Annotated in this window: 19 protein-coding genes and 1 pseudogene; 13 read left to right on the top strand and 7 right to left on the bottom strand. The window is 70.7% G+C overall.

Annotated elements, in window-relative coordinates; all coding sequences use genetic code 11:
• Positions 1-1,452, top strand: coding sequence for an NCS2 family permease (locus ACWGJB_RS43850; protein ID WP_453385629.1), 1,452 nt, complete (start codon positions 1-3; stop codon positions 1,450-1,452).
• 42 nt (positions 1,453-1,494) lie between these two features.
• On the opposite strand, the gene ACWGJB_RS43855 is transcribed toward ACWGJB_RS43850, so the two are convergent.
• Positions 1,495-1,689, bottom strand: coding sequence for a ribbon-helix-helix protein, CopG family (locus ACWGJB_RS43855; RefSeq protein WP_352223476.1), 195 nt, complete (start codon positions 1,687-1,689; stop codon positions 1,495-1,497).
• Positions 1,690-1,871: 182 nt separating this feature from the next.
• Between ACWGJB_RS43855 and ACWGJB_RS43860 the strand changes: the two genes are divergently transcribed.
• Both ACWGJB_RS43860 and ACWGJB_RS43865 read left to right on the top strand, forming a co-directional pair.
• Complete coding sequence (locus ACWGJB_RS43860; RefSeq protein ID WP_351702944.1) at positions 1,872-2,309, top strand: MarR family winged helix-turn-helix transcriptional regulator; 438 nt, start codon at positions 1,872-1,874, stop codon at positions 2,307-2,309.
• Positions 2,310-2,481: 172 nt separating this feature from the next.
• Complete coding sequence (locus ACWGJB_RS43865) at positions 2,482-3,765, top strand: MFS transporter (protein ID WP_453385630.1); 1,284 nt, start codon at positions 2,482-2,484, stop codon at positions 3,763-3,765.
• 31 nt (positions 3,766-3,796) lie between these two features.
• On the opposite strand, the gene ACWGJB_RS43870 is transcribed toward ACWGJB_RS43865, so the two are convergent.
• Positions 3,797-4,315, bottom strand: coding sequence for a GNAT family N-acetyltransferase (locus tag ACWGJB_RS43870; protein ID WP_453385631.1), 519 nt, complete (start codon positions 4,313-4,315; stop codon positions 3,797-3,799).
• A 26-nt stretch (positions 4,316-4,341) separates the two neighbouring features.
• Here ACWGJB_RS43870 and thpR point away from each other — a divergent pair, with 26 nt between their 5' ends.
• Positions 4,342-4,914, top strand: coding sequence for an RNA 2',3'-cyclic phosphodiesterase (gene thpR, locus ACWGJB_RS43875; RefSeq protein ID WP_453385632.1), 573 nt, complete (start codon positions 4,342-4,344; stop codon positions 4,912-4,914).
• Positions 4,915-5,099: 185 nt separating this feature from the next.
• Here thpR and ACWGJB_RS43880 read toward each other — a convergent pair whose 3' ends face one another.
• The 4 genes from ACWGJB_RS43880 to ACWGJB_RS43895 all read right to left on the bottom strand — a co-directional run bounded on the left by ACWGJB_RS43880 (position 5,100) and on the right by ACWGJB_RS43895 (position 8,405).
• Entirely contained in the window at positions 5,100-6,092 is a 993-nt protein-coding gene (locus ACWGJB_RS43880) for an aldo/keto reductase (protein WP_453385633.1), read from the bottom strand.
• A 67-nt stretch (positions 6,093-6,159) separates the two neighbouring features.
• Positions 6,160-6,933, bottom strand: a complete 774-nt coding sequence (locus tag ACWGJB_RS43885) for a TIGR03084 family metal-binding protein (RefSeq protein WP_453385634.1) — start codon at positions 6,931-6,933, stop codon at positions 6,160-6,162.
• 112 nt (positions 6,934-7,045) lie between these two features.
• The gene (locus ACWGJB_RS43890; protein WP_453385635.1) at positions 7,046-7,633 is read right to left on the bottom strand and encodes a Uma2 family endonuclease; all 588 of its coding nucleotides are present in this window, start codon (positions 7,631-7,633) and stop codon (positions 7,046-7,048) included.
• An 88-nt stretch (positions 7,634-7,721) separates the two neighbouring features.
• Entirely contained in the window at positions 7,722-8,405 is a 684-nt protein-coding gene (locus ACWGJB_RS43895; RefSeq protein WP_453385636.1) for an SGNH/GDSL hydrolase family protein, read from the bottom strand.
• Between the two features lie 105 nt (positions 8,406-8,510).
• Here ACWGJB_RS43895 and ACWGJB_RS43900 point away from each other — a divergent pair, with 105 nt between their 5' ends.
• The 3 genes from ACWGJB_RS43900 to ACWGJB_RS43910 all read left to right on the top strand — a co-directional run bounded on the left by ACWGJB_RS43900 (position 8,511) and on the right by ACWGJB_RS43910 (position 11,867).
• A complete protein-coding gene (locus ACWGJB_RS43900) occupies positions 8,511-9,509 on the top strand; it encodes a WD40 repeat domain-containing protein (RefSeq protein ID WP_453385637.1) in 999 nt (332 codons plus the stop codon).
• Positions 9,510-9,640: 131 nt separating this feature from the next.
• Complete coding sequence (locus tag ACWGJB_RS43905; protein ID WP_453385638.1) at positions 9,641-10,186, top strand: hypothetical protein; 546 nt, start codon at positions 9,641-9,643, stop codon at positions 10,184-10,186.
• A 172-nt stretch (positions 10,187-10,358) separates the two neighbouring features.
• Positions 10,359-11,867 (top strand): cellulase family glycosylhydrolase, encoded by a 1,509-nt coding sequence (locus ACWGJB_RS43910; protein WP_453385639.1) that lies wholly within the window; start codon positions 10,359-10,361, stop codon positions 11,865-11,867.
• Between the two features lie 54 nt (positions 11,868-11,921).
• On the opposite strand, the gene serC is transcribed toward ACWGJB_RS43910, so the two are convergent.
• On the bottom strand, positions 11,922-13,040 hold the full coding sequence (gene serC, locus ACWGJB_RS43915; RefSeq protein WP_453385640.1) for a phosphoserine transaminase: 1,119 nt from the start codon (positions 13,038-13,040) through the stop codon (positions 11,922-11,924).
• Positions 13,041-13,292: 252 nt separating this feature from the next.
• Here serC and ACWGJB_RS43920 point away from each other — a divergent pair.
• The 6 genes and pseudogenes from ACWGJB_RS43920 to ACWGJB_RS43945 all read left to right on the top strand — a co-directional run.
• A pseudogene (locus ACWGJB_RS43920) lies at positions 13,293-16,214 on the top strand (FAD-binding and (Fe-S)-binding domain-containing protein); the annotation flags it as partial.
• A gap of 152 nt (positions 16,215-16,366) precedes the next feature.
• A complete protein-coding gene (locus ACWGJB_RS43925) occupies positions 16,367-17,158 on the top strand; it encodes a metallophosphoesterase family protein (RefSeq protein WP_453385671.1) in 792 nt (263 codons plus the stop codon).
• A complete protein-coding gene (locus ACWGJB_RS43930) occupies positions 17,133-17,726 on the top strand; it encodes a nucleotidyltransferase family protein (RefSeq protein ID WP_453385641.1) in 594 nt (197 codons plus the stop codon). Before ACWGJB_RS43925 ends, ACWGJB_RS43930 begins: the two co-directional genes overlap by 26 nt.
• A gap of 281 nt (positions 17,727-18,007) precedes the next feature.
• On the top strand, positions 18,008-19,147 hold the full coding sequence (locus ACWGJB_RS43935; protein ID WP_453385642.1) for a lipid II:glycine glycyltransferase FemX: 1,140 nt from the start codon (positions 18,008-18,010) through the stop codon (positions 19,145-19,147).
• Between the two features lie 286 nt (positions 19,148-19,433).
• The gene (locus ACWGJB_RS43940; protein ID WP_453385643.1) at positions 19,434-19,562 is read left to right on the top strand and encodes a hypothetical protein; all 129 of its coding nucleotides are present in this window, start codon (positions 19,434-19,436) and stop codon (positions 19,560-19,562) included.
• A 93-nt stretch (positions 19,563-19,655) separates the two neighbouring features.
• The gene (locus tag ACWGJB_RS43945; protein WP_453385644.1) at positions 19,656-21,929 is read left to right on the top strand and encodes an ABC transporter ATP-binding protein; all 2,274 of its coding nucleotides are present in this window, start codon (positions 19,656-19,658) and stop codon (positions 21,927-21,929) included.
• Positions 21,930-21,969: the final 40 nt, after the last annotated feature.

Raw genomic sequence — 21,969 nt, forward strand, 5'->3', positions numbered from 1 at the left:
ATGCCGACCCCGGCTTCCACTCAGGCGCCCGCCCCCGAACAGCCGGGTGCGACCCCCGCGTACGGCGCGCTCGACCGTTACTTCAAGATCTCCGAGCGGGGTAGCACCCTCGCCCGCGAGGTGCGCGGCGGCTTCGCCACGTTCTTCGCGATGGCGTACATCATCGTGCTGAACCCGATCATCCTCGGCAGCGCGAAGGACATGTACGGCCACCAGCTCGACAACGGTCAGCTGGTCACGGCCACCGTCGTCACCGCGGCCTTCACCACGCTGCTCATGGGCGTCGTCGGCAACGTCCCGATCGCGCTCGCCGCCGGTCTCGGTGTGAACTCCGTCGTCGCTCTCCAGCTGGCGCCCCGGATGTCCTGGCCGGACGCCATGGGCATGGTGGTGCTGGCGGGCTTCGTCGTGATGCTGCTGGTCGCCAGCGGCCTGCGCGAGCGCGTGATGAACGCGGTGCCCTACAGCCTGCGCAAGGCGATCTCGATCGGTATCGGCCTGTTCATCATGCTGATCGGCCTGGTGGACTCCGGCTTCGTCACCCGGATCCCGGACGTCGCCCAGACCACCGTCCCGCTCCAGCTCGGCGTCGACGGTCACCTGAACGGCTGGCCGGTCCTGGTCTTCGTGCTCGGCGTGCTGCTGACCCTCGGGCTGATCGTCCGCAAGGTCTCCGGTGCGATCCTGATCTCCATCGTCGCGATGACCGTGCTCGCGCTGATCATCAACTCCGTCGCCCATGTGACGACCTGGGGCCTGACCGTCCCGAAGTGGCCCGGCAACCCCGTCTCCACCCCGGACTTCGGCCTGCTCGGCAAGGTCAGCCTGTTCGGCGGCTTCGACAAGGTCGGCTTGCTGACCGGCGTCCTCTTCGTCTTCACCGTCCTGCTGTCCTGCTTCTTCGACGCCATGGGCACGATCATGGGCGTCAGCGACGAGGCCAAGCTGACCGACGCCCAGGGCTATATGCCGGGCATCAACAAGGTCCTCTTCATCGACGGTGTCGCGGTCGCCGCCGGCGGTGCCAGCTCCTCCTCGGCCACCACCTGCTTCGTGGAGTCGACGGCGGGTGTCGGCGAGGGCGCGCGCACCGGCTTCGCCAACGTCGTCACCGGCGGACTGTTCGCCGTGGCGCTGTTCCTGACCCCGATCGCCACGATGGTCCCCTCGCAGGCGGCCACCCCGGCGCTGCTCGCGGTGGGCTTCCTGATCCTGGCCGGCTCGATCAAGGAGATCGACTGGGCCGACTACACCGTCGCGATCCCGGCCTTCGTGACCATGGTGATGATGCCGTTCACCTACTCGATCACGAACGGCATCGGCATGGGCTTCATCACCTTCGTGGTGCTGCGGCTGACCGCCGGCCGGGCCAAGGAGATCCCGGTCGCGATGTACGTGGTCGCGGCCGTGTTCGCCTTCTACTACCTGATGCCGGCCCTGGGTCTCACCTGATCCCGATCCCGATCCGATCGCGATCCTGATCCGGCCGGGGTCTCATGTGACCTTGACCTGGTCGCCGTAGAACCTCTCCGTCTCCTCGACGGCGGCCGAGAACCGCTCGTCGAAGTCGTTGCGAATGAGCGTCCGGACCACGTAGTCCTGGACGCTCATTCCCCTTTTCGCCGCATGGTGCCGGAGCCGGTCGAGCAGCTCTTTGTCTATCCGCAGGCTGAGCACACTGGTCCCCATGCATACGAGGGCGCCACATCCGGGCGCCCGATGCGTCACTTTCCGGATTCGACTCACTCGTAAGGGTGACGCGATGTTTTCTGGGGGACACCCACAGGCCACCAGATTCAGTGGCCGAGGTCACGGGCATACGGCGTGTCCCAGGTGGTCCTTAGGCAGGGTAATGAGTTACTCTAAAGAACATGCCGGACCTTACCCATGGCGACGACGCGGCCGCCGTGAACTCCCTCCGCTCCGCCGTGATGCGACTCTCGCGACGGCTGAAGCACCAGCGGGTCGACGAGTCACTGAGCCCCACCGAGATGTCGGTGCTGGGCACCCTCTCCAACTGCGGCCAGGCCACCCCCGGTGAGCTGGCCCGCAAGGAACATGTGCAGCCGCCCTCGATGACCCGCATCGTGGCGCTGCTCGAAGCCAAGGGACTGGTCCGTCTGGAGCCGCACCCCGAGGACCGGCGCCAGAAGGTCGTCACCAAGACCGAGCAGGCCGAGGCGATGCTCGAGGAGAGCCGCCGCAAGCGCAACGCGTTCCTGGCCGGCCTCGTCGACGGCCTCGACGAGGACGAGTGGGCCAAGCTCCGTGCTGCCGCCCCCGTCCTGGAGAAACTCGCACACCTGTAAAGCCCTTGCACCGCGAGTGAGCTGAAGGGCCTCCCGGCACCGGCGGGAGCGCCCCGTAGGCGAACGAGCCAGAGAAAGAGGAGGCGAACGCACTTTGAGTTCGGGATCCGGAGCACCTTCCGCCCCCGCACCGACCGCCCCTACTACCCCCGCATCACGCAGCAGGTCCTCGATGTTCGGCTCGCTGAAGGTCAGGAACTACCGCCTGTTCTTCGCGGGCCAGGTCGTCTCGAACATCGGCACCTGGATGCAGCGCATCGCCCAGGACTGGCTGGTCCTCAGCCTCACCGGCTCCGCGACCGCCGTCGGCGTCACCACCGCTCTCCAGTTCCTGCCGATGCTGCTCTTCGGCCTCTACGGCGGGGTCCTCGTCGACCGGCTGAACAAGCGGCGCGCACTCTTCGTCACCCAAACGTCCATGGCCCTCACCGGCATCGCGCTGGCGCTGTTGACCCTCTCCGGCCATGTCCAGGTCTGGCACGTCTACCTCGCCGCCTTCGTGGTCGGTCTCGCCACGGTCGTCGACAACCCGGCCCGCCAGTCCTTCGTCTCCGAGATGGTCGGCCCGGACCAGCTGCAGAACGCGGTCAGCCTCAACTCGGCGAACTTCCAGTCGGCCCGCCTGGTCGGCCCGGCGGTCGCCGGCCTGATGATCACCGGCGTCGGTACCGGCTACGCCTTCCTCTTCAACGGCTTGTCCTTCGTCGCCCCCATCGTCGGCCTGCTGCTGATGCGCGCGCGTGACCTGCACGTCGTGCAGCGGGCGCCGAGAGGCAAGGGCCAGCTGCGGGAGGGCCTGCACTATGTGGCCGGCCGCCCCGACCTGACGTGGACGATCATCCTGGTCGGCTTCATCGGCACCTTCGGCTTCAACTTCCCCGTCTATCTCTCCGCCTTCGCGGACGACGTGTTCCACGCGGGCGCCGGTTCCTACAGCCTCTTCAACACCCTGATGGCGGTCGGCTCCCTGGCCGGCGCCCTGCTCGCGGCCAGACGCGGCACGGCCAAGCTGCGGGTGATGCTCGCGGCGGCGGTGGCCTTCGGCGGACTGGAGCTGGTAGCTGCGACCGCACCGTCCCTCTGGCTGTTCTCGCTGCTCATGGTCCCGATCGGCATGTTCGGCATGACGGTCAACGTCACCGCGAACACCACCGTCCAGATGGGCACCGACCCGGCCATGCGCGGCCGGGTGATGGCCCTGTACATGATGGTGTTCATGGGCGGCTCCCCCATCGGCGCACCCATCGCCGGCTGGATCACGGACGCGTACGGCGTCCGCGCCGGCCTGGCGGTGGGCGGCGCCATCGCCGCCGCGGCGGCCGTGGTGATCGGCCTGGTCCTGGCCCGCGTCGGCAACCTGCGGCTGTCGGTCGGCTGGCACGGCGGCCACCCGCGGGTGCGGTTCGTCCCGCGCGATGAGCGGGAGGACCAGGAGGAGCTCGCCGCGGCCGCGTGAGACACGGACGGGGCGCCGGCCCGGAGGCGTACTACAGCCTCCGGGCCAGCACCTGTCCCGGCCAGTCCCGCATCGCGGTGTAGGTCTCGGTGCGGACGAAGCCGTTGCCCTCGTAGTAGCGGACCAGCTTGCCGTCGGCGCCCGCGTAGCAGTCCACCCGCAGCAGCGAGATCCCGGCCCGCCGGGTCTCCTCGGCGGCATGCGCCAGCAGCGCGCTGCCCACGCCGTGGCCCTTGAACCGGCGGTCGGAGGCCAGCCAGTGGATGTACCGCTCGGGCTCACCGGGCGGCGGGAGATGCGACAGATAGGCGCCGGGCGCGTCGGTGACCGTGAGCGTGGCCGCCGGCACTCCGTCGGCCTCGGCGATGTAGGTCACGCCCTTGTCCATGTAGTGCGCGACCGACTCCGCCGTCTTCTGGTTCTCCGACAGCGGCGTGGTGCCCCACTGCTCGGTCCGCCCCTGTCCCACCAGCCACTCCACACAACTGTCGAGCATCCCGAGTATCGCGGGAATGTCGTCGGGCCTGCCTTCTCTGATGGTGATCTGCATCTCCTCATGATGGCAGGGTGGTCCGCATGAGACTCTTCGCCGCCGTGCTGCCCCCGGCCGAGGTGGCCGCCGAACTCGCCGTCGAGGTCGACCGGTTGAAGCGGCTGCCGGGCGCGGACGCGCTCCGCTGGACCGGCCGCCCCGGCTGGCACTACACCCTGGCGTTCTACGGCGAGGTCGAGGACGGCGTCGTACCGGACCTGTCGGACCGGCTGGCCCGCGCGGCCCACCGCACGCCGTCCTTCCCGCTGTCCGTCGCGGGCGGCGGCCAGTTCGGCCACGGCCGGGCCCTGTGGGCGGGCGCCCGGGGGGATCTGGAGACCCTCCGACTCCTTGCCGACCGCGCGGAGGCGGCGGCGCGGAAGGCGGGCGTACCGATGGGGGAGCACCGCCGCTACAAGGCCCACCTGACGGTGGCGCGCAGCCGGGACGCGGTGGAGGTACGGCCGTACGTCGCGCTGCTCGCCGAGTTCGCGAGCCGGACCTGGGCGGTGGGGGAGCTGGCGCTGGTGCGCAGCAACCTGCCGACGTCGGGGGTGCCGGGGGAGCAGCCGCGGTACGAGGTGGTCGCCCGCTGGGGGCTCGGGGCGGGCGGTTAGGCTCGTTGCCGTGGACCCGAAGACCAGGAACCGGATCATGGCCGGTGCGCTTGTGCTGTTGTTCGTGGTGGTCGCGGTGGCGTCGGCGATGAGGTGAGGGCCGGCCGGGGAACTGCGGCCGGCTTTCGACTGCGGGCAGTCGGTGGCTGATCGCGCAGTTCCCCGCGCCCCTACGGGGCGCTCTCCTACCAGGCGAAGGCCTCCGGAGAAGGACCAGGACCCGGGAAGATCTCGTCCAGCCCCGCCAGCAGCTCCTCGCTCAGCTCCAGCTCGACGGCCCTCAGCGCCGACTCCAGCTGCTCGCCGGTGCGCGGGCCGACGATCGGACCCGTCACCCCCGGACGCGTGAGCAGCCAGGCCAGCGCGGCTTCTCCGGGCTCGGTCCCGTGCTTTTCGAGCAGGTCCTCGTAGGCCTGGATCTGGGCGCGTGAGGTGGGGTTGGCGAGGGTGTCGGCGGCCCGGCCACTGGCCCGGCGCCCGCCCGCCACCTCCTTCTTGATCACACCGCCGAGCAGCCCGCCCTGCAGCGGCGACCAGGGGATGACCCCGAGGCCGTAGTCCTGCGCGGCCGGGATGACCTCCATCTCCGCGCGCCGCTCGGCGAGGTTGTAGAGGCACTGCTCGCTCACGAGACCGATGGTGCCGCCGCGCCGGGCGGCGATCTCGTTGGCCTGGGCGATCTTGTAGCCGGGGAAGTTGGAGGACCCGACGTACAGGATCTTGCCCTGCGTGATGAGGGTGTCGATCGCCTGCCAGATCTCCTCGAAGGGGGTCCGGCGGTCGATGTGGTGGAACTGGTAGACGTCGATGTAGTCGGTCCCCAGCCGCTTCAGGCTGGCGTCGACGGCCCGCCGGATGTTGACGGCGGACAGCTTGTCGTGGTTGGGCCAGGCGTCACCGTCGGCGGCCATGTTGCCGTACACCTTGGTGGCGAGCACGACCTTGTCGCGGTGCGCGGGGCTCTTGGCGAACCAGCTGCCGATGATCTCCTCGGTCCGCCCCTTGTTCTCACCCCACCCGTAGACATTGGCGGTGTCGAAGAAGTTGATGCCGGCATCCAGCGCCGCGTCCATGATCGCGTGGCTGTCGGCCTCGTCGGTCTGCGGGCCGAAGTTCATGGTGCCGAGGACGAGTCGGCTGACCTTGAGTCCGGTACGTCCGAGCTGCGTGTACTTCATGGTCACCCAGCCAACGGCGTGGAGTGCGCTCTAGGCAAGGACTTCGGGTCGGTGGGCCCGGGGTTCTTCAGAGGAAGACCCGCGCGATGTCGAGCCACTTGCCCGCGTCCTCGCCGACCGCCCTGAGGTCGGTCTCGGCCCGGGACCTGCGTCGGGTGACCCGGAGGCAGAAGTCGAGGGCGGTGCCCTGAACCCGTTGCGCCGCGTTCTCCGGGCCCCATGCCCAGGTCCGGCCACCGGGACCGGTCAGCTCGATACGGAACGGCTCGGCCGGACCGGGCAGCCCGGCCGCGTGGAAGGACAGCTCCCGTCCGGTCACTCCCAGGGCGGCCACCTGCCTGAGCCGGTCGGTCGGACGACGTTTCACACCGAGTGAATCGAAGACGTCCTGCCCGTGGGCCCACGTTTCCATCAGCCGAAGCGGTGTCATGAGCGCCGCGGTCAGCTGTGAGCCGTACCAGGGAAACCCCTGGTCCCGGGGTACGTCACGGAGCGCCGCCGCTGCTTCGGTCCGGCCCGCGCGCCATCGGGCCAGCAGTGCCGACCGCGGTTCGGCCGCTCCCGCGGCGGCGTCGAGGTCGGCGTACCGGGCGCCCGCGGCCTCGGCCTGCTGCAGCACGGCGTCGAACGCCTCCGGGGCCCGTATGGCGGTGACGACGTTCGCATCGGCTGAAGCGAGATGAGCGATCTGGTGGGCGATCGTCCACCCCGCGGCCGGTGTGGGCCTGGTCCAGTCCGGATGCGCCGACACCAGGGCGTCGAGCTCCTCTCCTTCGGCCACCAGGTCGGGCACCGTGAGGTCGCCCTCCAGGGCGGAGAGGTCGAGCCCGTAGTTCAGCATCCGGAATCACCTTCGCACGCGTTGACGGCAGGCACGGCCGACGGGAGCCGATCCACGCACGACCCTAGCCGAACGTACTTGCGGCAACGGCTCAACTCCGTTGCGTGGAGGGCTAGTCGGTCGGGAACTCGTCGGTCTTCAGGGCGAGGCCGACGACGGTGGCCGTGAGGTCCGCCTCGTCGCCGAAGTCGACCTTCGTCTCGGTCGCGTAGTCGTCGCCCTTGGGGTTGGTGTAGATGTGGCAGCGGCGCTGGTAGGGGTCGGCGATCAGGTAGACGGGGACCTCGGCCTGGGCGTAGGCGTTCTTCTTCAGGCCGTAGTCGTTGGCTGCGGTGCCCCGGGAGATGACCTCGGCGACGAACTCGACGTCCTGGTAACGCCAGAGCCCTTTCCCGTTCTTCGCCGCCTCCTCGGCCATCACCGTCACGTCGGACGCGAACCCGTTCAGATGCCCCGGGTAGTCGACACGGACGTCGGACTTGACCCGCTTCCGGGGGTACTTGGTCCGCAACTGCTCGACGATGTCCAGGATGATCTCCCAGTGGGTGTCCCGCTGCGGCGCCATGAGGACGGTCCCCTCGACGATCTCGACCTTGTATCCCTCGGGGGCGGGCATCTTCTCGATCCGCTCGAACAGCTCGTCGAGCGTGATCTCGTCGTCGCTCTCGGCCATCGCGATCCTGTCTTCGAGGACGGTCATCCTGGCGCTCCTCCCCGGCCACCCTCCGCACGAGTGCGGCCGCGCGGTTCAACGATACGCACGGTGACCGGGCGACGGCGGAATTCGGTCAGTCCGTTCCGGCCGCGTACTCCTCGCCCAGATCCCACCCCTGCCACATCGCCTCCGCGAACGCCTCCGCGATGCGGTGTTCGCCGTTCGCGTTGGGGTGGGTGCCGTCGTAGGTGTCCGTGTCGATGTCGTACGACGGCGGGGGCGAGGCCAGCAGCAGCGGGGAGCGGGGCTCGTCCAGGTCGGCGATCGTCTTCGCCAGCAGTTCGTTGAAGAGGTTCACCTGCTCCGCGAACTGCGGGTCCGACGCGGCCCGGATGTTCGGGATCACCGGCAGCACCACCATGCGGATGCGCGGGTTGGCCTCCCTCGCGGCCGCCACGAAGGACCGTGCGTTCGCCGCCGTCTGCTCCGCGTTCGTGTAGAAGCCCAGGTCGATCAGGCCGAGGGAGACCAGCAGGACGTCGGCGCGGCAGGACCGCACCGCCTCCCCGATCAGCGGGGCCATGTGCAGCCAGCCCTCGCCCCAGCCGGCCAGGTGGGCGCAGGGGAAGTCCGGGTCGGCGTAGGTGTACGACACGGGCGCGTCGGCAAGCTTGTCGTACAGCGTCTCGCGCGGGCCGACCAGGGTGAACGGGCCGCCGTAGGTCGCGCACAGGTGCTGCCACATGCGGTATCGCCATGTGTGTTCGCCCGTGCTGCCGATGGTCATCGAGTCCCCGACGGGCATGAACCTGAGCATCCGCTCATGATGGACGATCAGCAGGAGCGGTGGGGTGTGAGGACCGCCACGTCATCCACGGGCCCCGGGCCGTGAAACACGGTGCGGGATGGCAGGCTTGGGCCCATGCGCCGACGATCGTTCGCCCTTCTCGCCGGGGTCCTGCTCACCGGGGCCCTCGCCGCCGCACCCGCCTCCGCCGCCGACGGCGCCGGTGACAAGGGGTTCACGATCACGGACCCGCGCATCACCGAGTCCAGCGGTCTCGCCGCCTCCCATCTGCACCCCGGCATCTACTGGACCCACAACGACAGCGACGACGGCCCCTACATCTACGCCGTCGACAGCGCGACCGGGAAGACCGTGGCGACCGTCACGCTCAGTGGTATCGGCAGGCCCCGTGACGTCGAGGCCATCTCCATCGGCCCCGACAACCAGATCTACGTCGGGGACATCGGCGACAACCTCGACGGCAGCTGGCCGTACGTGTGGATCTACCGGCTGCCCGAGCCGAAGGTCCTGGAGAACCAGACGATCAAGGCCACGCAGTACGTCGTCAAGTACGCGAACGGCGCCCGGAACGCCGAGTCGCTGATCGTCCACCCCAAGACCGGGCGCGTGTACATCATCGACAAGAAGGAGGACGGCGGGCATCTCTACGAGGGCCCGGCGACCCTGTCCTCCTCCGGCACCAACGTCTTCAAGCCCGTCGCCGCCGTCGACCTGTGGGCCACCGACGCCGCCTTCTCGCCCGACGGCAAGCAGCTCGCCGTACGCGGCTACTTCGGCGGCATCTACTACGACTGGAACGGCGGGAAGATCAAGCGGGAGGGGCGGCTCGACGTGCCGCTCCAGAAGCAGGGCGAGTCGGTCAGCTACTCCGCCGACGGGACCAGGCTGATGTACGGCAGCGAGGGCTCCGACAGTCCGGTGCAGGCCGAGGACGTGCCGGGCGGGGCGGCGGCAGGCACGTCGCCGTCCGGCAGCGGGAGTTCGGCCGCCGCCGGGGACAGCGGCAGTCCCGCGAGCGGCAAGGTCAAGGTCGGTGCCATCGCCGTCGGCGTCGCGGTGCTCGCCCTCTTCGGGCTGCGCCGGCTGCGGCGCACACCCACCCGCCGGCACTGACTCCTGGCCGGACATCACTCTTCCGGGTCACCGGCGGGGCGGCCGTACGCGGGTCCGTGCAGGCTGGGAAGCGTCCCGCGGGACGGGGCGGCAACACGCGACCGGTCCCGCCGCACGGAATGGGAGCACCCATGCGCCGCAACGCCCTACGCCTGGCCGGGAACGTCTGCCTGCTCACGGCCGCCCTGGGCCTGACCGTCCCCGCGACCGCCGCCACCGCCGCCGAGCCCGCCCGAACGGCCCGCACGGTACGGGCCGCAGCCGCCGCCCTCCCGCAGTTCCGCTCGGTCAGCCTGCCGATCAGCGGCACCTTCGCCGGCCCGCACGAGAACGTCCGCCTCACCGGCACCCTCGACGTCACCGTCATCACCCTGCCCGGCGCGGCCGGCGGCGGCACCGCCCAGATCATCAGCAGCCTGGACGACACCAGCGGCACCGGCGACCCGAGCGGCGAGAAGTACGACCTGGTCGGCGCGGGCCGGGACAACCTGCCCTTCTCGGCGGGGGCCACCACGACCCTCAAGACCCGCCCCTCCTTCGTGCTGATCTCTCCGGTCGTCCCGCCCAACCCGATCGTCCCGCCGAACCCGATCCGGCCCGTCACGGTCTCGGTCACCGTGAGCAGCACCGGCGTGATCGGCGCCATCACCGCCACGGTCGGCACCCCCGCGCCCTGAGGAGGGCCGACCGAGGAACGGCCGAGGACCGGCCCAGGAGGGGCGACGAGGGGCGTCGTATGTCTTGACGTGATGACGGTGTGTCAGTTTCCTGGGAGGTGCGCGGCATATGGGAGCGCTCCCATGTTCCGGGGCCGCGCCTCCCCAGTGGAACTCCGAGAGGAACAGGCACATGTTCCGCTTACGCGCCCTGCGAAGAGCGCTGTGCGCTGCCGCCGCCGCGCTCCTCCTGCCCCTCGCCGGTGTGCACCCCGCGCACGCGGCGACCGCCCCCGGGGCCGGCTACTGGCACACCAGCGGCCGGCAGATCCTGGACGCGGCCGGCCAGCCGGTCCGGATCGCCGGGATCAACTGGTTCGGGTTCGAGACCGCCAACTACGTGGCGCACGGCCTCTGGTCACGCGACTACAAGAGCATGATCGACCAGATGAGGTCGCTGGGCTACAACACCATCCGGCTGCCCTACAGCGACGACATCTTCAAGAGCACGACCGTCCCCAACAGCATCGACTTCAGCAACGGCAAGAACGCCGACCTCCAGGGGCTCAACTCGCTCCAGGTCATGGACAGGATCGTGGCCTACGCCGGTCAGGACGGCCTCAAGGTCATCCTGGACCGGCACCGCCCGGACGCCGGCGGCCAGTCGGCGCTCTGGTACACCTCGTCGGTCCCCGAGTCGACGTGGATCGCCGACCTGAAGGCCCTCGCGGTGCGTTACGCGGCCGATCCGACCGTCGTCGGCATCGACCTCCACAACGAGCCCCACGATCCTGCCTGCTGGGGCTGCGGCGACACCACGATCGACTGGCGGCTCGCCGCCCAGCGCGCCGGGAACGCCGTGCTGTCCGTCAACCCCGACCTGCTGATCTTCGTCGAGGGCGTGCAGACGTACAACGGCGTCTCCGGCTGGTGGGGCGGCAACCTGATGGGGGCCGGCCAGTACCCGGTGCAGCTGAGCGTCGCCGGCCGGGTGGTGTACTCCGCCCACGACTACGCCACCAGCGTGGCCCAGCAGAGCTGGTTCGGCGATCCCACGTTCCCCGCCAACATGCCCGGGATCTGGGACAGGTACTGGGGCTACCTCTTCAAGCAGAACATCGCGCCGGTGTGGGTGGGCGAGTTCGGCACCACGCTCGCCTCGACCGTGGACCAGAAGTGGCTGGCCGCGCTGGTGAGTTACCTGCGGCCGACCGCGACGTACGGCGCCGACTCCTTCCAGTGGACCTTCTGGTCCTGGAATCCCGACTCGGGTGACACCGGCGGGATCCTGAAGGACGACTGGCAGACCGTGGACACGGTCAAGGACGGCTACCTGGCGAGCGTCAAGGCGCCGCTGTTCCCGGGCACGGGGGGCGGCGGTGGCGGTGGCGGGAACACGGGTGCCTCCTGCGCGGCCTCCTACGCCGTCAGCAGTGACTGGGGGAGTGGCTTCAACGCCGCTGTCACGGTCACCAACACCGGTACGACCGCGATCGGTTCGTGGACGGTGACCTGGACGTGGAGCGGCTCGCAGCAGGTCACGAACATGTGGAACGCGTCGTACACCCAGAGCGGCGGGAAGGTCACCGCCGTGAACGCCGCGCACAACGGGACGATCCCGGCGGGCGGTTCGGCGAGCTTCGGCTTCGGGGGCGCGCCGGGCGGCGGGTCCGTCCCGAGCGTGAGCTGTACGGCCGGATGAGCAAGGGCGCCCGGTGCCTGTCCGGGCACCGGGCGCCCTCCGCTGCCGTACGCGTCAGAGCTTCTCGATCACGTAGTCGACGCACTTCGTCAGCGCCTCGACGTCGGCCGGGTCGATCGCCGGGAACATCGCGATGCGGAGCTGGTTGCGGCCGAGCTTGCGGTAGGGCTCGGTGTCGACGATGCCGTTGGCGCGCAGCACCTTGGCGACGGCGGCCGCGTCGATCTCGTCGGCGAAGTCGATCGTGCCGATGACCTGCGAGCGCTGGGCCGGGTCGGCGACGAACGGGGTGGCGTACTTGCTCTCCTCGGCCCAGGTGTAGAGGCGGGTCGAGGAGTCCTTCGTACGGCCGGTGGAGAAGGCCAGGCCGCCCTGGCCGTTCAGCCACTCCAGCTGCTGGTCGAGCAGGAAGAGGGTGGCCAGGGCCGGCGTGTTGTACGTCTGGTTCTTGCGGGAGTTGTCGATCGCCGTGGGGAGGCTGAAGAACTCCGGCACATGGCGGCCGGACGCGTGGATGCGCTCGGCGCGCTCGATCGCCGCCGGGGAGAAGACGCCGATCCACAGCCCGCCGTCGGAGGCGAAGGACTTCTGCGGGGCGAAGTAGTAGACGTCGGTCTCGCTGACATCGACGGGCAGGCCGCCCGCGCCGGAGGTGGCGTCGACGAGCACGAGCGCGCCCTCGTCGGCCCCGGCGACCCGCTCGATCGGCATGGCGACACCGGTCGAGGTCTCGTTGTGGGTGAAGGCGTAGACGTCCACGCCGGCCTCGGCCCGCGGCTGCGGGTGGGTGCCCGGGTCGGAGGCGATGACGGTGGGTTCGGCCAGCCAGGGGGCGAGCTTGGCGGCCTTGGCGAACTTGGACGAGAACTCACCGAAGTTCAGGTGCTGCGACTTGCCGTCGATCAGACCGTGGGTGGCGACGTCCCAGAAGGCGGTGGAGCCGCCGTTGCCGAGGACGACCTCGTAGCCGTCCGGGAGGGAGAACAGGGCGCTGATGCCCTCGCGCACCCGGCCGACCAGGTTCTTCACCGGGGCCTGGCGGTGGGAGGTGCCCATGAGAGAGGTACCGGTGGCGGCGAGCGCGTCCAGCGCCTCCGTCCGCACCTTGGAGGGGCCCGCGCCGAAGCGTCCGTCGGCGGGCTTGATGTCAGCGGGGATCTGGATGTCAGCCACGGGGCGAGCGTAGTGGCTGGAGGAAACGTGGTCGAAATGTAGTCCGTCGGGTGAGACGGGCGGGTGTGGGGGCGGGAGGCGGGCGGGTGTGAGGGGCGTGAGACGGACGGGTGACGAGCGGGTGTGAGGGGCGTGAGACGGGCGGGTGACGAGCCGGTTCCTGCCCCGGCGCCGTCGGGCGCGCGCCGGCCGGGGCGGTTCCCCGGCCGTCGTCCCGCGTCACCGCCGGTGCCGGAGGGCAGACTGGGAGGCATGGTCGATCTGGAGGCTGAGCTGCGCGGGGCCGTCCGGGGCGAGGTGGGGTTCGACGTCACGTCGCGGGCGCTGGCCACCATGGACGCGTCCAACTACCGGCGGGTCCCGGTGGGGGTGGTGGCCCCTCGGGACGCGGACGACGTGGCGGCCGTACTGGAGGTGTGCCGCGCCCACGGGGTGCCGGTGGTCGCCCGGGGTGGCGGCACCTCGATCGCGGGGCAGGCCACGGGCACGGGCGTGGTGCTGGACTTCACCCGTCACATGAACCGCCTGATCGGCCTGGACCCGGTCACCCGTACGGCCGTCGTCCAGCCGGGTCTGGTCCTGGACCGCCTCCAGGAGGCCGCCGCCCCGCACGGCCTGCGGTTCGGCCCGGACCCCTCCACGCACAGCCGCTGCACGCTCGGCGGGATGATCGGCAACAACTCGTGCGGCTCGCACAGCGTGGCCTGGGGCACGACCGCGGACAGCGTCCGGGAGCTGGACGTGATCACCGCGCGGGGCGGCCGGCTGCGGCTCGGCCAGGGCTGGGCCGGGGCTCCGGACGGCCTGCGGGCCCTGGTGGAGGGGGACCTGGCGCTGCTGCGCACCGGCTACCCCGACCTCCCCCGCCGGATCTCCGGGTACGCGCTGGACGCCCTGCTCCCCGAGAAGGGCGCCGACGTGGCCCGCGCCTTCTGCGGCAGCGAGGGCACGCTGGGGATCCTCACGGAGGCGACCGTCCGCCTCGTCGAGTCGCCCCGCGCGCGTGCCCTCGCGGTGCTCGGGTACGCCGACGAGAGCGCGGCCGCGGAGGCGGCGGCCGGGCTGCTCGCCGCCGCCCCGCTGACGGTGGAGGGCATGGCCGCCGACCTGGTGCGGTCCCCGGCCGGACTGCCGCGCGGCGGCGCCTGGCTGTTCGTGGAGACGGGCGGGGAGTCGGCCGCGCAGGCACGCGCGCGTGCCGAGGCGGTCGTCCGCGCGGCGGATGTCCTCGACGCGCTGGTCGTCACCGACCCGGCCGGGCAGCGCGCACTCTGGCGCATCCGCGAGGACGCCTCCGGTACGGCGACCCGGATGCCGGACGGCAGCGAGGCCTGGCCCGGCTGGGAGGACTGCGCGGTACCGCCGGCCCGACTGGGCGCCTACCTGCGGGACTTCAGAGGCCTGCTGTCCGCCCACGGCCTGCGGGGCACTCCGTACGGCCACTTCGGTGACGGCTGTATCCATGTCCGCATCGACTTCGACCTGCTCAGTGCGGCCGGCGTGGCCCGCTTCCGCCGCTTCTCCGAGGAGCTGGCCGATCTCGTCGTCGCCCACGGCGGCTCGCTCTCCGGGGAGCACGGGGACGGCCAGGCGAGGGCGGAACTGCTGCCCAGGATGTACGGCGCGCAGATGGTGGCGTTGTTCGAGCGCGCGAAGGGGATCTGGGACCCCGACGACCTCCTCAACCCCGGCATGCTGGTCAGGGCCGCCCCCCTGGACACCAACCTCCGTTTCGCCGTCCTCCCCCGCGAGCCGCTGCCGGTGGCCTTCGCCTACCCCTCCGACCACGGCGACTTCTCGGCGGCCGTCCGCCGCTGCGTGGGCGTGGCGAAGTGCCGTACGACCGAGGTGTCCGGCGCGTCCGTGATGTGCCCGTCCTTCCGGGTCACGGGCGAGGAGGAGCACTCCACGCGCGGCCGGGCCCGGCTGCTGCACGAGATGCTGGCGGGCGAGCTGGTGACGGACGGCTGGCAGTCGACGGAGGTCCGGGACGCGCTGGACCTGTGTCTGTCCTGCAAGGGCTGCCGGTCGGACTGCCCGGTGGGGGTGGACATGGCGACGTACAAGGCGGAGTTCCTGCACCATCACTACGCGGGCCGCCGCCGTCCTTCGTCGCACTACAGCATGGGCAGGCTGCCGCTATGGCTGCGCCTGGTGGCCCGCACGCGCACGGCGGGACTGGTCAACGCGCTCGTCGCCGTACGCCCGCTGGCGGCGCTGGCCAAACGCGTCGGCGGTATCGCGCCGGAGCGGCGGATCCCGCACCTGGCGAGGGAGCCGTTCAGCCGGTGGCTGCGGCGACGGCAGCGCAGGCGCCTGAGTGACTGGATGGCGGACGCGCGGGCGGGACGCCGGCCGGACTTCCCGGCGCGGATGGTCTTCCTCTGGCCGGACACGTTCACGGAGCACCTGTCACCGTCCGTGGGGCGGGCGGCCGTACGGGTGCTGGAGGCGGCGGGAGTGGGCGTGGCGGAGCTCCCGACGCGACCGTGGCGGGTGCGCCGGTCGCACGCCGGCGAGGTGGCGAGCGTCGGCATGTCCACGCGCCGGCCGCGCCGGGCCTCCCGCGCGTGCTGCGGGTTGACGTACATCTCGACGGGCCAGCTGGACGAGGCGCGGGCGGTGCTGCGTCGCACGCTCGACCTCCTGGGCCCCTTCGTGCTGCCGGAACCGGAGGACGTGGAGGACGCGGCGCTGTTCGTGGTCCTGGAACCCAGCTGTGCGGCCGCCCTCCGCGCGGACCTGCCGGAACTCCTCCCGGACGACCCCCGCGCGGCCCGCGTGGCGGGGGCGGTGATCACCTTCGCGGAGGCCCTGGAACGCCTGGCCCCGGAGTGGACCCCGCCCCACCTGAACCGCCGGGTCACCGGCCAGACCCACTGTCACCAGCACGCGGTGCTGGGCGACACCGCCGACCGCCGCCTGCGCGAGGCCGCCGGCCTCACCGGCGACCTGGTCGGCGGCTGCTGCGGTCTGGCGGGCAACTTCGGCTTCGAGAAAGGGCACTTCGAGGTGTCCAGGGCGTGCGCGGAGGAGCAGCTGCTGCCGGCGGTGGCCGAGGCGCCGGCGGACACGGTGATCCTGGCGGACGGCTTCTCCTGCCGGACACAGCTGGAACAGCTGGCGGGGGTGCGGGGGAGGCACCTGGCGGAGGTGCTCGCCGAGGGGCTGGAACCGGAGGGGGTTGGGAAGGGCGGGAAGTGGGTCGGGGAGTGGGTAGGGGAGGACGGGAAGTGGGGCGGGAAGTGGGTCGGGAGGGACCGGAAGTGGGGCGGGAAGTGGGGCGGAAAGGACCGGAAGCGGGACGCGAAGCGGGATGGGAAGTGATCGTGTCCGAGGCCGAGTTGGACCGGGTGGCGGTCCTCTCCGACATCCACGGGGTGTTGCCGGCGCTGGAGGCGGTCCTCGCGGAACCTGACGTGTCCTCGGCCGACCGCATCGTGCTCACCGGTGACATCACGGCGGGCCCGCAACCGGGCCAGGTGATCGAGGCGTTGCGCGAGCTGGGCGACCGGGTGCTGTGGCTGTCGGGAAACGCGGACCGGGAGCTGGTGGAGTACCGCAGGGGCGAACGCACCGAGATCCCGGACCCGATCGGCCCGTTCGCGGCGAACGCGCTCACCGCCGAACAGGTCGGCTTCCTCGCCGCGCTCCCCAGGACGGTCACCCTCACGGTTCGAGGCCTGGGCCGGGTCCTGTTCTGCCACGCGACGCCCCGCGACGACGAGGAGATCGTCCTGGTCGACTCCTCGGCGGCCCGCTGGGCGGAGGTGTTCACCGGCATCGACCCCGCCGTCGGAACGGTCGTCTGCGGCCACACCCACATGCCGTACACCCGCCTCGCCCACGGCCGCCTGGTCGTCAACCCCGGCAGCGTGGGCATGCCCTACGGCCGTCCGGGCGCCCACTGGTGCCTGCTGGGCCCCGGGACCGACCTGCGGGTGTCGTCGTACGACATCCCGGCGGCGGTGGCCCGGCTCCGCGCCGAGTGCGCGTACCCGGACATCGCGGAGTGGGCGGACTGCTACCTCAACTCCCGCGTGACCGACACGGAGGCACTGACGGCGTTCGGCCCTGGCGACGGGAGGGCGGATGATCGGCAGGCTGCCACTCGATGAACAACTCGAGGCCCTGCGGGAGGCGTTGAGGCGCAACGAGGTTCTTGTGGATGTCCTGGAGCGGAGTGCGGTGCTCGGGCTGCCCGGGGGCTACGTAGCGGCCGGGTGTCTGTTCCAGACCGTGTGGAACGTGGTGACGGGCAGGCCGGCGGGGGCCGGGATCAAGGACTACGACCTCATCTACTTCGACGACGCTGATCTGTCGTGGGAGGCGGAGGACCGGGTGATCCGGCGGGGGCGGGAGGTGTTCGCCGGGGTGGCGGCCGAGGTCGAGATACGGAACGAGGCCCGGGTGCACCTCTGGTACGAGGAGAGGTTCGGGGTGCCCTGTCCACCGTACGGGTCGACCGAGGCCGCGATCGACAGCTTCGCGGCGACGACCTGCTGCCTGGGCGTCCGGGTTGAGGAGGGCGGCCGGTGGCGGGTGTACGCCCCGCACGGGCTGTCGGACGTGTTCAACCTCGTCGTCCGGCCCAATCCGGTGCTCGCTCCCCGGGCCGTCTACGAGGAGAAGACGGCCCGGTGGCGGGAGCAGTGGCCCGAGCTCACGGTGCTGGCGTGGCCCTGACGGCGATCGCCACCGTGCAGCAGACCGGCTGGACCCGGCCGAGCCGCCGGAGAGGCCCAGGCCGTCCGTCGTGAGGACGGCGCCCACGTCCGCCACGACACCCGCCGCGAGTCCCGACACGCCCTCACCGACCTGCGCGGAAACGATTCCGACCAGATCCGCGTCTGTTCTGCTTGATGCCGTCGCCATCAGTTTCCCCCGCACCTCCTGTTTGCGGCCGGTGAGTGTCGAAGCCGGTCCGATGCCCCTCTGTCCAGGAAGAATCCGAGGAGTCTTCGCCCATGACGTCAGCCTCCGCAGCCCTCCGTCTCCAGCCCGTCTCCCGTGCCGAACACCTCGCCTTCGTCGACTCCCGTAGCCCCTCCCCGAGCCATATGCAGGTGCCGTCCTGGGGAGACGTGAAGCCGGACTGGCGGGCGGAGAGCCTGGGCTGGTTCGACGGGGAGGGGCGGATGGTCGGGGCCGGGCTGGTGCTGTTGCGCGCGTTGCCCAAGGTGAAGCGGTATCTCGCCTATCTGCCGGAGGGACCGGTCATCGACTGGCACGACCCGGCGCTGGAGCGCTGGCTCGATCCGCTGCTGGCGTACCTGAAGGGGCGCGGGGCGTTCGCGGTGAAGATGGGGCCGCCCGTCGTCGTACGACGGTGGAGCGCGGAGGCGGTGAAGGAGGCGATCGCCGATCCCGCCGCCCGACGGCTGCGGGACGCCGACGCGACCACGGAGGAACCCCGTGCCCTCGAACTCGGCGAACGGCTGCGCCGGATGGGATGGCGGCAGGCGGAGGCCGGCGGCGAGGACGGGTTCGCGGCCGGGCAGCCCCGGTACGTGTTCCAGGTTCCGTTCGCCGGGCGGTCGTTGGACGACATCCAGCGCGGGCTCAACCAGCAGTGGCGGCGCAACGTGAAGAAGGCCGAGAAGGCCGGGGTCAAGGTCGTCCGCGGCGGCTACGAGGACCTGCCCGCCTTCTACACCCTGTACGCCGAGACCGCCGAGCGCGACCGCTTCATCCCGCGCCCCCTCTCCTACTTCCAGCGCATGTGGACCGCCCTCACCACCGAACACCCCGACCGTATGCGCCTCTACCTGGCCCACCACGAGGGCGAGGTCCTCGCCGCCGCGACCATGCTCACCGTCGGCGGGCACGTCTGGTACTCCTACGGCGCCTCCACCAGCCGCAGGCGCGAGGTCCAGCCCAACAACGCCGTCCAGTGGCGGATGATGTGCGACGCCCACGAACTCGGCGCCGCCGTATACGACTTCCGGGGCATCACCGACACCCTGGAGGAGTCGAACCACCTGCTGGGCCTGCTCCGGTTCAAGGTCGGCGCCGGCGGTGAGGCCGTCGAGTACCTGGGGGAGTGGGACTTCCCGCTCAACAAGCTGCTCCACAAGGCGTTCGACGTGTACATGGGCCGCCGCTGACGCCTCCTTCGGGGTACGGCCCGGCCGGCTTCATAAGCCGGCTCTCAGGTTCATAAGAGAACTCTCAGGTTCGGGGCCGTTATACAGCTGTTACCCAGGTATTCACAGCACCTGTTTGCCGTTCGCAAGCCGACTTTGCTGTTCCTTGAGATCTGGGCCGTGTAAGTTCATCGGTGTCGGGCGGCGGGGATTGCCGAGGATGACGATCCGAAATCCCCGTACGTTGCCCAAGAGAATTCTCGCACCATCCTGCACCACTTGCACTTCGAACTCCCAAGGAGTCGGAATGAGCCTCAAGAAGCTCTCCCCGCTGCCCCCCAAGCCCAAGAAGCAGCTGCCCCCGCCGCCCCCGCCGAAGCCGAAGAAGAAGGCCCACAAGCCGCTTCCGAAGCCGATCCCCGGCCAGGACGGCTGAGTCAGCTGTGAAAAGGACCGACGGTTCGCCGTCGGTCCTTTTTCGCTCCTTAATTCTCGTAATTCCAGCGTCGGAGAGCGGAGGTAGTGAGAAATGCGCGCAAAGGAGAGTGAAGGCACGGAATACGAGTACGAAGTCGACGCCTCGTCGAAATACGGGGGCGCAGACGAGTACGGCGCAGACGGGTACGGCGCAGACGGGTACGACGGAGGTGAGGACGACGAGGACGACGAGTACACGCCCGTCATCCCGGCCCGCACCGCCTTCCGCCGCTTCTGGCCGCTGACCCGGGGCCTGCGCGGCTGGCTGGTGATCGTCTGGGTGTGCACGGTGATCGCCGCGCTCGCCGAGACCGAGGCCATCCTGCTCTTCAGCGACCTCACCGACCACGCCCTGCAGAAGGGTTCGCTCAGCGCCTTCTGGAGTCCGGCCGGACAGTGGCTGGGCATCGCGATCGTCGGCGCGATCGTCGCGTACGCGGGCAACTCCATCGCCGCCTGGGTCACCGAACGCTTCGTCATGCGGCTGCGCGAGCACGTCTTCGACCACGTCCAGCAGTTGCCCCCGCACTTCTTCCAGCGCCACCGCCAGGGCGACCTGCTCTCCCGCCTGACCAGCGACGTCGAGGCCATCGAGACCATGGTGGTGTCCGGGCTGGTCGGCGCCGCGTCGGCCCTGTTCAGTGCCCTGTTCTACGCGGCCGCCGCGTTCTGGCTGCGCTGGGACCTGGCCGCCGCCACCTTCGTTCTCGCCCCTCTGTTCTGGCTGGCCGCCCGCCGCTTCTCCGGCTCCATCAAGGACGTCTCCAGGGAGGGCCGGGTCGCCGACGGCGCGATCACCTCCGTGGTCGAGGAGTCCCTCGGCAACATCGTGCTGACCCAGGCGTACGACCGCCGCGACGCCGAGCGCCGCCGCCTGAACGAGGAGGCGGGCGCCTGGTTCCGCGCCTCCGTCCGCTCCACCCGCCTCAACGAGGCCTACGAGCAGCTCGTCCAGGTCATCGAGACGATCTGCGTCCTCGCGGTGATCGGCATCGGCGCCTGGGAGATCTCCACCGGCCGGATGACCCTCGGCCAGCTCCTCGCCTTCTCCGCCTTCCTTGGCTACCTCTACCCGCCCGTGCGCGGCCTCGCCCAGCTCGGCCTCACCGTCACCGCCGCCACGGCCGGCGCGGAACGGCTGATCGAGATCCTCGACGTCCGGCCGTCGGTCACCGACCCCCGCCGCGGCGCCGGCACCGACACCGGGCGCCCCGACGGCACCGTCGAGCTCCGCGACGTCGGCTTCCGCTACCCAGGCGCCGACAAGACCGCCCTGGAGGGCCTCTCCTTCACGGTCAGCCCCGGCGAACTCGTGATCATCACCGGGCCCAGCGGCGCCGGCAAGTCCACCGTCTCCAAGATGCTGCTCCGCTTCTACGACCCCGACAGCGGCGAGATCCTCCTCGACGGCGTCCCGATCCGCGACTTCCCCCTCGCCAGGCTGCGCGAGTACATCACCCTGCTCCCGCAGGAGACCCTCGTGCTGCACGACACCGTCCGCGCCAACATCGCCTGCGGCCGCCCCGGCGCCAGCGAGCAGGCCATCGAGGAGGCCGCCAGGGCCGCCGACGCCCACGACTTCATCGTCCGGCTCCCCGACGGCTACGACACCAGGGTCGACCCCAACTCGGCCCGGCTCTCCGGCGGTCAGCTCCAGCGCCTGGCCATCGCCCGCGCGATCCTGCGCGACGCCCCCGTCCTCGTCCTCGACGAGCCGACCACCGGCCTGGACGCGATGGCCGCGCGCCGCGTCGTCAAGCCGCTGCGGCGCCTGATGACCGGCCGTACGACCATCATGATCACCCACGACCTGAACCTCGCCCCCGACGCCGACCGCATCCTCGTCGTCGACCGCGGCCGCATCGTCGAGACCGGCCGCCACGACGAACTCCTCACCCGCGGCGGCGCCTACTCCCGGTTGCACCGCTCCCAGAACAACGCGGTGATGGACACCGGCGAACTGCGGCTCCCGCTCTTCACCGACCAGGGCACACCGAGGCCCGAGCCGATGGCCGTACCCCAGGGCTCCTACGCCGGCGCGCAGGGCGGCGGGTACGGCTACCAGCAGCCGTACGGGAACATGTACGACCACCACCACGAGCACGACGTATACGCGGCGGCGGCCGCGGGGCTATGGCCCCAGCCCGTGTACGACGCCCACATGGAAACGCCGGCACCCATGGCGACCGGGGTACCCATGGCGACCGGGGTGCCTATGGCGACGGGTGTGCCTATGGACGTCGACTACGGCGCGAACATGCCCACCACACTCCCCGACGGCCGCCCCCTGTTCCGTGACGAGGAGCCTCCCTGGCCGGGCATCTGAGACCGCGGGCGTGAGCGGTTCCCGGCGGGCGTGAGCGGCC

It is taken from the genome of Streptomyces sp. NPDC054813 (genome assembly GCF_053611365.1).